The following is a 14,984-nucleotide window of genomic DNA, read 5'->3' as shown; positions in this document are numbered from 1 at the left end:
CGAGAGTATGAATTTGAAGGTCGAAATTAAAGGCAGAGGTTATCCCATTCTTTGTTTACACGGACATCCTGGTTCTGCCGCTAGTATGTCTGTATTTACCAACTACCTGGCTCGCCAATATCGGACTATTGCTCCTGATTTGCGGGGCTATGGTAGAAGCCGCGTTCGAGGCAATTTTAACATGGCAGATCATTTAAGCGATCTTCAAGCTTTATTAGACCGAGATAAAATTAATCGCTGTTTGTTGTTGGGCTGGTCTTTAGGAGGAATTTTGGCTTTAGAGTTAGCCTTAGCATCTCCAGAACGCTTTAGCGGACTAATTTTAATTGCTTCAGCAGCCCGTCCTTGCAGCAGTCATCCTGCCGTTAACTGGCAAGATTTACTGTTCACTGGAGTGGGAGGAATAGTTAACTATCTGGTTCCAGGGTGGCAGTGGAATATCGATACTTTTGGCAAGCGCTCGCTGTTTCGTTACTTAGTGGTCGAGCAAACGCCAGCAGCATATTGTTATCTTGCCAGACAAGGAGTACCTGCGTACTTACAGACTTCAGCGGCGGCAAGCAGGGCTTTAAATCAGGCTATAAGTCAAGGTTACAATCGCTTGGAAGATTTAGAAAAAATAGAAGTTCCTTGTTTGGTCTTAGCAGGAGAAAGCGATCGCCACATTACCGTTGATTCTAGTCGCGAAACCGCGCGAAATCTAAAGCATTGTCAGTGGAAAAGCTATCCTCGAACCGCTCACCTCTTTCCTTGGGAAATGCCGCAGTTAGTGCTGTCGGATATCCAACAATGGTTGAAATCTAATCCAGAGGTAGTGACAAACTTATAATAGCTTGTAATCTAGCAACCAATAAATCACCATAAAAAATTAAATTACTCGATAAGTTAGATCCCACCATCATCTTTTATCGATCTAACTGTCTTAAAATCTCTTCCAACTGTTGCTGATAGCGTCCGTATTCTCCCCAATTTCCTTGACGTAGTGCTTCTTGGGCTTTCTGATAGGTATCTAAAGCCGAGCGCGTTAAATTAGGGTCTAGATCGGTAGATGTTGATGCTTGCGATGCTGTTGTTGATGAGTCGCCAAACACCGCAGCGAGTGACTGTTCTAAAGTCGGAGTCATTACTACATCTTTGTCATAAGCGACGATAACTCGTTTGAGTTCGGGGAGTTCTCCCTGTTCGGCGCGCAAGTAAATGGGTTCGACATACAGTAAAGAACCGTCGATAGGAATTACCAGTAAATCGCCGCGAATTACTCTCGATCCTTGTTGACTCCATAGGGTTAACTGCTCTGCAATTTCCGGATTTTGGTCGATTCTGGCTTCAATTTGAAACGGTCCGTAAACTAGTTCTTGTTTGGAAAATTCATATAGCAATAAATTACCGTAATTTTCGCCATCCGAACGTGCCGCCATCCAAGCGATCATGTTGTCTTTGTTGACGGGAGTAAAAGGCAAAATCAAGGCAAACTCTTCTTGTGGTTCTCCAGGCAAACGCATTATTAAGTAATAGGGTTCGCTGGGTTGCTGTTCGTCCTCATACAGTTCGGTAGCAAAACGCCATAAATCTTCGCGATTGTAAAATACTTGCGGATCGCTCATATGGTAGGTTAAATACATTTTTGCCTGGATTTTAAATAAATCCAAGGGATAGCGAAAATGGGCTTTAACCTCTGGGGGAATAGTATCTGAAGCTTTAAATAGATCGGGGAAGATTTTGCGATAGGTTGTGAGAATGGGGTCGCTTTCGTCGATCGCATAAAACTGCATCGTGCCGTCTTTGGCATCGACTACTACTTTAACTGAATTACGAATATAGTTGATAGCTTCGTTTTCTAATAATTCTGTTTCATTTTCATAGGCGACGGGTTCGGAATAAGGATAGCGATCGCTCGTAGTGTAAGCATCGATAATCCACTGCAATCTACCATTAATAATCGCTATATAAGGATCGTTATCGAATTGCAAGAAAGGGGCGACGTGACTGACTCTTTCTCTAACCTGGCGATAATAGTGAATGCGGGAGTCAGGAGTAAAGTATTGAGAAATTAAAATTTTCAAGCTGCCAAGGTCGTAAGCATAAGCTAATTTGCGTAATAAACTGGGAATAGGTACGCCGCCAATACCATCATATTTAGTAAAAGCGTTTTCATCGCCCCGTGGGTAATCGAACTCTGGAGTACTCATCCCTGTAAAAATATAGTCTGAGGTTTCTTCTCCGTAATAGATTGCTGGTTCTGCTATTTCCAAATCTATTTCCGACACGGGGGGAATATTTTTAATCCAAAAAACTGGCAAACCATCAGCAGTGACTCGATTGACGGGATTCATTACCAACCCATAACCGTGAGTGTATTTGAGACGCTGGTTAACCCAGGTACGTGCTGTTTGAGGGACTTGTGAGTAATCGAATTCTCTGGGAGAAAGCATGACCTGACGATAGTTGCCATCTATGGTGTAGCGATCGACATCTACGTCTTTAAACTTGTAGTATAAACGAATCTCCTGAAGTTGACGATAAGTGCTTAATAATGGTCGATAATCCCAGAGACGAATGTTATCAATAGTAGCTCGATTTTCAGGTTCTATAGCATCTGCAATATTAGAAACTCGGTAGTCATTTTCTTCGATGCGGTCTAAGTTATATGCTTCTCGCGTATAAGTAATATTATGTTTGATATAAGGTAACTCTTTAGCTAGTTCATTGGGTTCGACTACCAATCGCTGTTGAAATTCGGGATAAAGTCCACTGACAACAATTAAAACCACAAGATAAGCAATAATTCCATATGCTGGCAGTAAGACTTTTCTCGACCACAGGGCAGCAATAAAAAATATACCCAGTAAGATCGAGCCGAAAGTCATTACCCAATAGGCAAATAGCCTAGCATGAGTATCGGTGTAGCCTGCACCCCAAACAACTCCATCGAAAGAATATAATAACTCGTAGCGTTCCAACCAGAAATCGACGGCAATATTAAGGGCGATCGCAGCAAGTAACAAACTAAGATGAATTTTTATTGGCTTAGTAAGTAATCTTTGCCACCGACGCTCGACTACAAAACTTTTCCACTGCCAATTAAACTGAATCGTACCTTTAAAGAGGTATACTAATACAGCTAATACTAATCCAGCGATTAATAGAGTTAAAAACCAATCCTCAACATTATCGTAAAGCGGAAGGCGAAATAAATAAAAGCCAAGATCTTTCCCAAAAATTGGCTCGCTACGATTGAAATCTGTAGCATTAAAATACTTTAGAATAGTTTCCCAGGCTCCGGCACTAGCATTGGCAACTGCAAAAGAGCACAGAAAAATTAAGACTAAAGCCGTGTAGTTAGCAATTTTTTTGGTGTATGGTTCTAGTTGGCTAGCTTCTAAGAAACGAAAAGCACGATCTTGAGTTAAGCGTAATGCCAACCAATAATTCCACCAAAGAAACAATGCAAAAGCTGTTAGAGTTACCACCCAAATAATAACTTGCCAACTAATTCGCTTCCAAAAAACTCCGGCATACTCTACCGCTTCAAACCACCATAGTTCTGTTAGCAGATGAACTAAAGTAGAGGCAAAGGTCAAACCTACGATCGCGACAAAAAAGATTGCGATCGTTATTTTTTTTGAAAGTTGCATTATTTTAAAAGCTTAGAAGATTGAGAAACTAAGGCTAAAAATTAATCTCGGTAACTAAATTGTAACGTAAAGCAAAACCCCAGTTCCGATTCGAGGTAACTGGGGTGAATGATTAAAATAATTAACCTGGCACTGAGCTATTTTTCCAGGAGGCTACCCTCCAAGTATCTTCGCCGCTACAGCGTTTCACTGTCGAGTTCGGGATGGTTCGAAGTGGTGCCACTGTGCTTAAAGCACCAGGAAAGTGCTGGTGGTCTCCATTGACCCTCAAGACTGCATAAATCTCACTCGCCTCACACTCTTCCAGTCGACAATCAGCTTCAATTTTCTTTGATGAGGTCAAGCCCTCGGTCTGTTAGCACGCCTCGGCTACAAACATTACTGCTCTTCCACCTAGCGCCTATTAACGGGTGTTCTGCCCGTGACCTTACTGGATTACTCCATGAGAGCACTCATCTTGAGGTGGGCTTCCCACTTAGATGCTTTCAGCGGTTATCCTCTCCGCACTTGGCTACCCAGCGTCTACCGTTGGCACGATAACTGGTACACCAGCGGTGCGTTCTTCCCGGTCCTCTCGTACTAAGGAAGACTCCTCTCAATGCTCTTGCGCCTGCACCGGATATGGACCGAACTGTCTCACGACGTTCTGAACCCAGCTCACGTACCGCTTTAATGGGCGAACAGCCCAACCCTTGGGACCTACTTCAGCCCCAGGTTGCGATGAGCCGACATCGAGGTGCCAAACCTCCCCGTCGATGTGAACTCTTGGGGGAGATCAGCCTGTTATCCCTAGAGTAACTTTTATCCGTTGAGCGACGGCCTTTCCACGCAGCACCGTCGGATCACTAAGACCGTGTTTCCACCCTGCTTGAGTTGTCTCTCTCGCAGTCAAGCTCCCTTGTGCCTTTACACTCTATGGCTGATTTCCATCCAGCCTGAGGGAACCTTTGTGCGCCTCCGTTACCTTTTTGGAGGCGACCGCCCCAGTCAAACTGCCCACCTGAAACTGTTCTTCTCCCGGCTTACGGGTTGAAGTTAGAATTCTAGCCTCGCTAGAGTGGTATCTCACCGTTGGCTCCCTATCCCCCACGAGGGATAGTTCTTCGCCTCCCACCTATCCTGCGCAAGCGAAGCCCGAACCCAATTCCAGGCTACAGTAAAGCTTCATAGGGTCTTTCTGTCCAGGTGCAGGTAGTCCGTATCTTCACGGACGTTCCTATTTCGCCGAGTCTCTCTCCGAGACAGTGCCCAGATCGTTACGCCTTTCGTGCGGGTCGGAACTTACCCGACAAGGAATTTCGCTACCTTAGGACCGTTATAGTTACGGCCGCCGTTCACCGGGGCTTCGGTTGCTAGCTTTGGGCGAACCCTAACCAACTTCCTTAACCTTCCGGCACTGGGCAGGCGTCAGCCCCTATACATCCTCTTACGAGTTGGCAGAGACCTGTGTTTTTGGTAAACAGTCGCCTGGGCCTCTTCACTGCGACCACCTCTCGGTGGCACCCCTTCTCCCAAAGTTACGGGGTCATTTTGCCGAGTTCCTTAGAGAGAGTTATCTCGCGCCCCTTAGTATTCTCAACTTGCCCACCTGTGTCGGTTTCGGGTACGGGTCGAACCACTTCAACGTCTGAATGGCTTTTCTTGGCACTTGCTTTTACTAAAGCACCATCCATTCGGGCTCTAGCTATGACTCGTGCGTCCCCACTCAGACTCCCTGGTTCGAGTCTGGGAATATTCACCCTGTGTCCATCGACTACGCCTTTCGGCCTCGCCTTAGGTCCCGACTAACTCTCCGCGGACGAGCCTTCCGGAGAAACCCTTGGGCTTTCGGGGTATATGATTCTCACATATATTTTCGCTACTTAAGCCGACATTCTCACTTCTGTATCGTCCACACCTGCTTGCCGCTAGTGCTTCTCCCAATACAGAACGCTCCTCTACCACTAGAAAATCTAGTCCACAGCTTCGGCAGGATGCTTAGCCCCGTTCATTTTCGGCGCAGGAGCGCTTGACCAGTGAGCTATTACGCACTCTTTCAAGGATTGCTGCTTCTAGGCAAACCTCCTGGTTGTCTGTGCACTCCCACCTCCTTAATCACTTAGCTTCCATTTGGGGACCTTAGCTGGTGGTCTGGGCTGTTTCCCTTTCGACGATGAAGCTTATCCCCCACCGTCTCACTGGTTGCATTCCACGAAGTATTCTGAGTTTGCCTCACTTTGGTACCGCTCTCGCAGCCCGCAGCGAAACAGTGCTTTACCCCCTCGCTTCTTTCACAACCGCTGCGCCTAAACGCATTTCGAGGAGAACCAGCTAGCTCTGGGTTCGATTGGCATTTCACCCCTAACCACACCTCATCCGCCGGCTTTTCAACGCCGGTCGGTTCGGACTTCCACTTGGCTTTACCCAAGCTTCATCCTGGACATGGTTAGATCACCCAGGTTCGGGTCTACAACTGGTGACTCTCGCCCTGTTCAGGCTCGCTTTCACTTTGGCTTCGGATTTAACTCCTTAACCTGCCACCACCTGTAAGTCGCCGGCTCATTCTTCAACAGGCACACGGTCAGACGTTCAATCGTCCTCCCATTGCTTGTAGGCTAACGGTTTCATGTTCTGTTTCACTCCCCTCGCCGGGGTTCTTTTCACCTTTCCCTCGCGGTACTGTTGCGCTATCGGTTACACAGTAGTATTTAGCCTTACCTCGTGGTCGAGGCTGATTCACACGGAATTCCACGAGCTCCGTGCTACTCGGGATTCAGCCTGGTGGCTTCTGCTTTCGACTACAGGACTTTCACCTTCTCTGGTGCAGTTTTCAGCTGCTTCGTCTAGCTTGTTCCTTCCTTGATGGCTGTCCCACTACCCCAACAACCTTGATTGTTGGTTTAGGCTTTTCCCGTTTCGCTCGCCGCTACTTAGGGAATCGCATTTTGCTTTCTCTTCCTCCAGCTACTAAGATGTTTCAGTTCGCTGGGTTGGCTCGCGTCTACTTATAGATTCGGTAGACCGTTCTTTGGGGTTGCCCCATTCGGAGACCTCCGGCTCATTGCTTGCTTCCAGCTCCTCGGAGTGTTTCGTCGGTCGCCACGTCCTTCTTCGCCTCTGTGTACCTAGGTATCCACCGTTAGCCCTTCGTAGCTTGACCTCTCTCGGTCTGACTTGGTAATTATCAATTACCTGGACTTTTCGTTACTGATTGTTACCTAATTAGTATTAGTGTTTAACTTGGTTTTGATTTATGCAGTTTTCAAGGTTCTGTACTGAGTTTAACCCCCAGCATTCTCTCGCTGCTAATCTTTTCGCTGAGATGATGCTAGTTGTTGTTCCTCTGTTCGGGCACTCTTCGCTTTCGGCTTGTGGTGGAGGTAAGCGGACTTGAACCGCTGACATCCTGCTTGCAAAGCAGGCGCTCTACCAACTGAGCTATACCCCCTCGCTCGTTTCACTCCGAGTTTCTTACTCTGAATTTCGAACTTATCCATGGTGGGCCATCCTGGACTTGAACCAGGGACCTCACCCTTATCAGGGGTGCGCTCTAACCACCTGAGCTAATAGCCCGTTCTTTATTTTGCCGAACCCCTTCTAGTTTGACGATTCTACTCCTTGTCTTCACTTGCTTGATGACCTTGGGATTGTGGTGTTTTGCAGCTGTCTTTTTTTCGCTGCTTTTCCCACGGTCTCCCTAATAAGGAGGTGATCCAGCCACACCTTCCGGTACGGCTACCTTGTTACGACTTCACCCCAGTCACCAGCCCTGCCTTCGGCATCCCCCTCCTCGAAAGGTTAGGGTAACGACTTCGGGCGTGGCCGACTTCCATGGTGTGACGGGCGGTGTGTACAAGGCCCGGGAACGAATTCACCGCAGTATGCTGACCTGCGATTACTAGCGATTCCTCCTTCATGCAGGCGAGTTGCAGCCTGCAATCTGAACTGAGGCTGGGTTTGATGAGATTCGCTCACTCTTGCGAGTTGGCTGCCCTTTGTCCCAACCATTGTAGTACGTGTGTAGCCCAGGGCGTAAGGGGCATGCTGACTTGACGTCATCCCCACCTTCCTCCGGTTTGTCACCGGCAGTCTCCCTAAAGTGCCCAACTTAATGCTGGCAACTAAGGATGAGGGTTGCGCTCGTTGCGGGACTTAACCCAACATCTCACGACACGAGCTGACGACAGCCATGCACCACCTGTGTTCCGGCTCCCGAAGGCACCTGGGGTTTTCACCCCAGTTCCGGACATGTCAAGCCCTGGTAAGGTTCTTCGCGTTGCATCGAATTAAACCACATACTCCACCGCTTGTGCGGGCCCCCGTCAATTCCTTTGAGTTTCACACTTGCGTGCGTACTCCCCAGGCGGGATACTTAACGCGTTGGCTACGGCACTGCTCGGGTCGATACAAGCAACGCCTAGTATCCATCGTTTACAGCTAAGACTACAGGGGTATCTAATCCCTTTCGCTACCCTAGCTTTCGTCCCTGAGTGTCAGTTACGGCCCAGTAGAGCGCCTTCGCCACTGGTGTTCTTCCCAATATCTACGCATTTCACCGCTACACTGGGAATTCCCTCTACCCCTACCGTACTCTAGCCTCCCAGTTTCCACTGCCTTTCCAGAGTTGAGCTCTAGTCTTTGACAGCAGACTTGACAGGCCACCTGCGGACGCTTTACGCCCAATGATTCCGGATAACGCTTGCATCCTCCGTATTACCGCGGCTGCTGGCACGGAGTTAGCCGATGCTGATTCCTCAAGTACCGTCACTGTCTTCTTCCTTGAGAAAAGAGGTTTACAACCCAAAAGCCTTCCTCCCTCACGCGGTATTGCTCCGTCAGGCTTGCGCCCATTGCGGAAAATTCCCCACTGCTGCCTCCCGTAGGAGTCTGGGCCGTGTCTCAGTCCCAGTGTGGCTGCTCATCCTCTCAGACCAGCTACCGATCGCCGCCTTGGTAGGCTCTTACCCCACCAACTAACTAATCGGACGCGAGCTCCTCTTCAGGCGAATTTCTTTCACCCCTTAGGGCATATTGGGTATTAGCAGTCGTTTCCAACTGTTATCCCCATCCTGAAGGCAGATTCTCACGCGTTACTCACCCGTCCGCCACTCTCTCTTGCGAGTTCGTTCGACTTGCATGTGTTAGGCATACCGCCAGCGTTCATCCTGAGCCAGGATCAAACTCTCCATGGTAAACTTCACCATGAACTCAGTTCATCGTTTAGCTCTTGTTTTTTTTGGTTTTATATGTTGATTTCAAGCAACTTTTGACTTGGTGTTTTATCGTCAAACTATTGGTTTGTCTTGGTTCGGGGCGACGTTGAGAACTTCCTCTCTCAACCGCGCATTTACCAATATACCCACTCTATTTTTTTTTGTCAACTTCTTTTTTCGGTTTTTTTCTCCCAAGCTGATTCTCCCGATCTATCAAGATGTTCGAGTTGATTTTTCGGTATATTTTGAAGAATATGAAAACCCACGAGATTAATCATGTCCATCTCTTTTCAAGAAATCATTGCCTGCTTAAATCTGTTTTGGAGCGATCGCCGATGTTCCATTGCCCAGCCTTACGATACCGAAAAGGGAGCGGGCACGAAAAATCCTAATACTTTTCTTAGAGCATTAGGTCCTGAGCCTTGGTCTGTGGCATACATCGAACCTTGTCGTAGACCGACCGATGGCAGATACGGCGAAAATCCCAATCGCTTTCAACACTATTATCAGTATCAAGTTCTAATTAAACCTTCTCCTAGTAATATCCAAGAGATTTATCTTGAATCTTTACAAGCACTCGGTATTCATCCTGAAGACCATGATATTCGTTTTGTAGAAGACAATTGGGAGGATGCTGCCGTAGGAGCGTGGGGAGCAGGATGGGAAGTTTGGTTAGATGGGATGGAAATTACTCAGTTTACCTATTTTCAACAGTGTGGAGGGATTGACTGTAATCCCGTTTCGATAGAAATTACCTATGGTTTGGAACGATTGGCGATGTATCTTCAAAATATCGATGCAATTAACAAAATTCGTTGGAACGATCGCTTGAATTATGAAGAGATATTTTTACAGGCAGAAATAGAACAGTGTACCTATAATTTTGAAGCTTCCGATCCCGATTTGTTGTTTGAGCTGTTTAATCTCTACGAACGAGAAGCCAAACAACTTATCGAGCGCGGATTAGTTATGCCTAGTCTGGATTACGTGCTGAAATGTTCTCACACCTTTAATTTATTAGATGCTAGAGGAGTCATTGCCGTTACCGAAAGGACTCGTTATATCGCCCGAATTCGCCACTTAGCCAGACAAGTAGCTCGTTTATATATCGAACAACGAGAGAGTTTGGGTTTTCCTCTAATGAAAGAAGTCAAAAACTCAGTAGCTGGGTGAAATTAACTGAGTTAGAAGCTAAGTAGCTCCTTAATAATTTATCAGATTATAATTATTCAGTTTAATTAAGCGCACCAACTATGAATGATTTAACTAAAACTTTAGAACCGATCGCAGCTTGGTTTCGGAGTTTAGGAACGCCAGAACCTGTAGTGCATTGGGGACATCCCGTGATGATGGCGCTCGTTGTGTTTGTAATGGGTAGTTTTGTTGGTTTAGCTGGCTGGCGCGGCAGAGTTTTAGCCGGAGTAAATCGAGAAGAAGCGCTTCATAATAAAGCCGAGCATCGTAAACTACCATCGTTAATGTATTTTTTCTTAGTTGCAGGTTATACTGGCGGCATTTTATCTCTAGTGATGCAGCGAAAACCCATTTTGGAAAGTCCTCATTTTTGGACTGGTTCGACAGTAATTGTTTTGCTCACTATTAATGCTTTAATTGCTGCTAGCGGTTTTGTTGGCGATAAAAAGATTTCAAGAACCGTTCACGCCTATGTCGGCAGCATTGCTTTATGTATTATGTTTCTTCATGCAATTTTAGGATTAAAGCTCGGTCTTTCAATATAACGGATCGAATTAATTAGAAAATCTAGTCTCGGTCGATAGGCGTTCCTAACATGCTGAGATTGAGAGCGTGACCACCAGTAACCAAATATACCGTATTAGCAATATTACCGATTTGTCGGATTAAATATCCCAGGCGATCGCGAAATAGTCTACCCGATTTATAAGCAGGTACTACTCCCCATCCAGTTTCTTCCCCAACTAAAATTATTTCCGTCTTAGCTGTTTTCAAACTTGTTATTAAGCCCGTAGTAGCTTCAGTCCAAGAATCTGACTCCAATTCTAGTAAATTAGCTACCCAAGTTCCTAAGGAGTCAATTAGCAAACATTCGGACTCTGAAGCCCGATCTATGGTAGAAGCTAGTTCGTATGGAACTGAGAAAGTTCGCCAATTATCTGGTCTTCTTTGTTGGTGTTTGAGAATTCTGGCTTGCCATTCTTTGTCGCCAGGATCGCTAATTGAGGTAGCGGCGTAAACAACCAATTTATTTGTTTTAGCTGCTAATTTTTCCGACCATTCACTTTTTCCCGAACGCGCTGCACCGGTAACTAAAACTATTTGCCCGTTCATTTCTCGATCTGAGCAATTATTAGGTTTTGTGTAGAAAATATTTAGCTTTAGTTTATTTTACTGTTTTTCTTATCTGACTTTAGTGAAATGTGAACAGAACCTAGCTCGTGGCAGAATTAAAATAAAGATCGCAAATTGTTTATGGAAGCTCGCCCTCAAACTAAAAATCAAAAACCAATGCTGCGACAGATAGTCAATTTAATATTTATCATTGCAGCTTTTGGCACTAATGTCTGGGCAAACATCAATCCTCCCAAGGGATTAACTATAGGTGAAATTTCAAACGAACTTTTTGGCAATATTTTAATTACCCCTGCTAACTATGCTTTTGCAATTTGGGGTTTAATTTACCTTGGTTTGATTAGCTTTGCTATCAATCAGGCATTGCCTTCCCAAAAGTACGATCCTTTACTACAAAAAATTGGCTATTCAGTGGCGATCGCCTCAGCCGCACAAATTATTTGGGTATTTTGCTTTTTATATCGTCAGTTTACCTGGTCTTTAGTATTGATGCTGGCAATTTTATTGCCCTTAATCGGCGCGTACTGGCGTTTATTAAGATACGATCGCTCGTTTACGCCACGACAAAAGTGGTTTATCTATTATCCTTTGAGTATTTATCTCGCCTGGATTAGCGTTGCTACTATCGTTAACAGTGCTACGGTTCTCAAGACTTGGGATTGGAATGGCTGGGGACTCAGCCCCGTAGTTTGGACGATTATTATGGTATTAATTGCAGCTTTAATCACGGTAGCGGCAACTATTTCCAGAACCAATTTCGCCTATGCCGGGGTGTTTGTCTGGGCAGCAGTGGCGATCGCCGTTCGTAACTGGAACAATAATGCGATCGCGATTGTGGGAATTGGTAGTGCGATTGTTGTAGTGTTAGCTTTGGTTATTAGATGGTTGCGCAGTTCTAAAGCTTAAATTTATAACTTCAGCAAGATTTCTAGAACTACTTGGCTTTAATTAAATTAATTTAGTTAGATTGACAAAATAATAGCTTCCACACGATGAAAGGTTTACAAGGAAAAAACGTCTTAGTTACGGGTGCGACTTCGGGAATTGGTAAGGCGATCGCTGCCCGTTTTGCGGTTGAGGGAGCTAATGTTGCCATTAACTATCGCCAAGATCCAGAAAAAACTGAAGGTACTGAAAAGCTGATTGAGGAAATGTGTTCTCAAGTTAGAGGCTGCGGTGGCAAAGAAATAGCAGTAGAAGGAGACGTTTCCCAAGAAAAAGAAGTTATTAGAATGTGCGATGAGGTAATTGGCAAATTTGGCAGTCTGGACATTTTGGTGAATAATGCCGGCATTCAAATTGCTGCCGATTCTCATCAGCTAGCGACAGAGGATTTCGATAAAGTAATCGCCGTCAATCTTCGAGGAAGTTTTCTTTGTGCTAGAGAAGCAATAAAACATTTTTTAGACCGAGGTAACGGCGGTATTATTATTAACGTTTCCAGCGTCCACGAAATCATTCCTCGCCCTCAATACCTTAGCTACTCAATTAGTAAGGGGGGGATGGAAAATATGACCAAAACTCTAGCTTTAGAATACGCACCTCAAGGAATTAGAGTTAATGCGATCGCGCCAGGGGCAACAGAAACTCCCATCAATGACTGGGCTAACGATCCTCAGAAAAAACAAGAAATTAATAGCCACATTCCCCTAGGTAGAGTGGGTAACACTCAAGAAATGGCAGCTATCACCGCTTTTTTGGCTTCTGATGAAGCTTCATATATTACAGGACAAACCCTATTTGTAGACGGTGGCTTGACTCTCTATGCCGATTTTCTCAAACCTTGGTCAGCAGGCGAGTAAAAGTTGACAAGAATTTATACATTATCTAAAAGTTCTTGAAGAGAATCAGATAATTTTGATTGTGGTTTAAACAGTTTAATATTTCCTTTGCTACATCCTGTAGCTATTATTTTGCTATTGGGACTAAATGCAACTGCTCGTATTTTTTCATGGTGAGTTACGGTAGAAATTAATTTGCCCGTAGCCAATGTCCACAATTTTAGAGTTTTGTCTTTACTACCACTAGCCAATATTTTATTGTCTGAACTAATAACAACCGAGGTAACATCATCGCTATGTCCTTCAAGGGTGATTAATTCTTTTCCCGTGTAAACTTCCCAAATTTTTATAGTTTTATCTTTACTGCCGCTAGCAATTAACTTGCCATCGGGACTAAAAGCTATTGAATAAACTCCACCAAACCAATCAGAGTGTCCTTTCAAAGTAATGTTCTGGTTTTCAGTCAAGAACCATAATTTAACTGTTTTGTCATTGATATCACCGCTACTAGCTAACACATTTCCTTTAGGACTAAACACGACTGCAACCACATTATCTTTATGTCCTGTTAAAGTACAAATTGGGTGTTCTGTTTTCCAAGACCAAAGTTTGACTGTTTTGTCATCACTTGCACTAGCAAAAAGTTTGCCGCTAGGATGAACTGTTACAGAATTAACTGCTTTTTGATGTCCTTTTAAAATACGAATTAATTTTTTGTTTTCTAAAGACCATAATTTAATGCTACTGTCGCTTTCTCCGCTAATCAGTTTTTTATTATCTCTACAAAAAGCAATTGAATTAGCAAAATCCGATTTAAAAATCACCTTATTATCAATTTTTTTAGGCTCAGAAGACCAAAATTTTATAGTTTTATCTTTGCTAGCACTAGCCAAAAACTTGCTGTCGTAACTAAAGCATAGAGAGTTAATTTTGTCAGAATGCCCTTTTATTTCAGAGCTAAATACCAATCTGCTAGTAGCCATATTTAAATTTACTAAAAACTCATAAGAAGATAATTCCCATAAAATCTCGATAAATAACAATCTGTGCTTTCAAGCACCTGAAGTGAATTTAGGTGATAGCTCAGGCAATGGAATGGGTGACTAGAGGTTTGGGAACAAAACCAAGAAGTTAAGCCGCCGTAAAAAACAACTTTTCTGATATTCTCTAACTAAACCTGTGGCATGGTTACAAATTTTAATTCGCTCTTCAGCAAGATTTGGCAGATAGCAGTAAATGATAAATTAAATATAAAAATATTAATTAAGATTGAAGCAACTTAGCCATATACAATCTCATGAATAATAAAACCCAGCCAGAATACAAAAGCGAGTCTAATAAATCAAATTTGGAAACTAACGATAACTACCAAACTTTAGATGTCGATGGTTCTCGTCCAATAGACCAAGGAGAGATCGCAGTTAACAATACTTTTTATGAAGATGGAGAACGTCCAGTAGCAGCAAGTAATCTCGATCTGGTAGCTGCTTCAAATACAGATAATGAATTAGCTTCCGCTCGCCAAATAAACGAAGTTAAAGAGTCCATGGGTCAAAACCTCAGCGTTGCAGGCAATCGCGACCTGGAAACCGTACTAAATATAGACGAAGAAAGTGCTGTTGCTTCAGGAAGCTCAAATACTGAAAAGACTTTGAAAATAAACGGTTCTCGTCCTGTAGACGAAAGCAACGTTGAAGTTGTAGATACTTTTAATGAAGATGGCAAACGTCCAATTATGTCAAATAATCGGGCGATCGAAGCAACTTTAGATCTAGATGGCGAACGTCCAATTACTTCTCAACCCTTAAATTCTGAAAAGATCTTAGAAATAGATGGTTCTCGACCCGTAGATCGAAGTAATGTTGAGGTTGTGGATACTTTTAATGAAGATGGCGAACGTCCAATTATGTCGAACGAATTTACCGTTAAGGATACAATAGAAGTAGACGGTTCTCGTCCCATAGCTTCTAATTAATAATAAAGTACGTTTTACCTCGACTTTATCCAATCAAGCAGCATAAATAGCAAGATCTCTCAAACGGTTGAAT

Annotated in this window: 9 protein-coding genes, 2 tRNA genes and 3 rRNA genes; 6 read left to right on the top strand and 8 right to left on the bottom strand. The window is 44.2% G+C overall.

Features of this window, described 5'->3' with window-relative positions; all coding sequences use genetic code 11:
* The first annotated feature begins 7 nt into the window (after positions 1–7).
* Positions 8–829 (top strand): alpha/beta fold hydrolase, encoded by an 822-nt coding sequence (locus tag ACLFKQ_RS17545; RefSeq protein ID WP_449001073.1) that lies wholly within the window; start codon positions 8–10, stop codon positions 827–829.
* Between the two features lie 76 nt (positions 830–905).
* On the opposite strand, the gene ACLFKQ_RS17540 is transcribed toward ACLFKQ_RS17545, so the two are convergent.
* The 6 genes from ACLFKQ_RS17540 to ACLFKQ_RS17515 form a co-directional block, all read right to left on the bottom strand.
* Positions 906–3,635: a UPF0182 family membrane protein gene (locus tag ACLFKQ_RS17540; protein WP_449001072.1), complete on the bottom strand. Its 2,730-nt coding sequence runs from the start codon at positions 3,633–3,635 to the stop codon at positions 906–908.
* A 124-nt stretch (positions 3,636–3,759) separates the two neighbouring features.
* Positions 3,760–3,876: ribosomal RNA gene (gene rrf / locus ACLFKQ_RS17535) — 5S ribosomal RNA — on the bottom strand.
* A gap of 94 nt (positions 3,877–3,970) precedes the next feature.
* A 23S ribosomal RNA gene (locus tag ACLFKQ_RS17530) occupies positions 3,971–6,774 on the bottom strand.
* Positions 6,775–6,986: 212 nt separating this feature from the next.
* Positions 6,987–7,062: transfer RNA gene (locus tag ACLFKQ_RS17525), tRNA-Ala, on the bottom strand.
* A gap of 48 nt (positions 7,063–7,110) precedes the next feature.
* A tRNA-Ile gene (locus ACLFKQ_RS17520) sits at positions 7,111–7,187 on the bottom strand.
* A 128-nt stretch (positions 7,188–7,315) separates the two neighbouring features.
* Positions 7,316–8,806, bottom strand: a 16S ribosomal RNA gene (locus tag ACLFKQ_RS17515).
* The 16S, 23S and 5S rRNA genes sit together here with 2 tRNA genes alongside, the layout of an rRNA operon.
* A 297-nt stretch (positions 8,807–9,103) precedes the next feature.
* Between ACLFKQ_RS17515 and glyQ the strand changes: the two genes are divergently transcribed.
* Positions 9,104–10,000, top strand: a complete 897-nt coding sequence (gene glyQ / locus ACLFKQ_RS17510) for a glycine--tRNA ligase subunit alpha (protein WP_449001071.1) — start codon at positions 9,104–9,106, stop codon at positions 9,998–10,000.
* Positions 10,001–10,080: 80 nt separating this feature from the next.
* On the top strand, positions 10,081–10,566 hold the full coding sequence (locus tag ACLFKQ_RS17505) for a DUF4079 domain-containing protein (protein WP_449001070.1): 486 nt from the start codon (positions 10,081–10,083) through the stop codon (positions 10,564–10,566).
* Positions 10,567–10,588: 22 nt separating this feature from the next.
* On the opposite strand, the gene cobU is transcribed toward ACLFKQ_RS17505, so the two are convergent.
* On the bottom strand, positions 10,589–11,134 hold the full coding sequence (cobU, locus tag ACLFKQ_RS17500; RefSeq protein ID WP_449001069.1) for a bifunctional adenosylcobinamide kinase/adenosylcobinamide-phosphate guanylyltransferase: 546 nt from the start codon (positions 11,132–11,134) through the stop codon (positions 10,589–10,591).
* A gap of 141 nt (positions 11,135–11,275) precedes the next feature.
* Here cobU and ACLFKQ_RS17495 point away from each other — a divergent pair, with 141 nt between their 5' ends.
* Positions 11,276–12,061, top strand: a complete 786-nt coding sequence (locus tag ACLFKQ_RS17495; protein WP_449001068.1) for a tryptophan-rich sensory protein — start codon at positions 11,276–11,278, stop codon at positions 12,059–12,061.
* An 86-nt stretch (positions 12,062–12,147) separates the two neighbouring features.
* Positions 12,148–12,957 carry a glucose 1-dehydrogenase gene (locus tag ACLFKQ_RS17490; protein ID WP_449001067.1) on the top strand — a complete coding sequence of 270 codons (810 nt, stop codon included), beginning with the start codon at positions 12,148–12,150 and terminating at the stop codon, positions 12,955–12,957.
* 14 nt (positions 12,958–12,971) lie between these two features.
* On the opposite strand, the gene ACLFKQ_RS17485 is transcribed toward ACLFKQ_RS17490, so the two are convergent.
* A complete protein-coding gene (locus ACLFKQ_RS17485) occupies positions 12,972–13,919 on the bottom strand; it encodes a WD40 repeat domain-containing protein (protein ID WP_449001066.1) in 948 nt (315 codons plus the stop codon).
* A 314-nt stretch (positions 13,920–14,233) separates the two neighbouring features.
* Here ACLFKQ_RS17485 and ACLFKQ_RS17480 point away from each other — a divergent pair, with 314 nt between their 5' ends.
* The gene (locus tag ACLFKQ_RS17480; protein ID WP_449001065.1) at positions 14,234–14,911 is read left to right on the top strand and encodes a hypothetical protein; all 678 of its coding nucleotides are present in this window, start codon (positions 14,234–14,236) and stop codon (positions 14,909–14,911) included.
* Positions 14,912–14,984: the final 73 nt, after the last annotated feature.

It is taken from the genome of Myxosarcina sp. GI1(2024), from assembly GCF_053543375.1.
The sequence above is the reverse complement of the archived record's forward strand: the minus strand, read 5'-3'. Positions and strand labels throughout refer to the sequence as shown.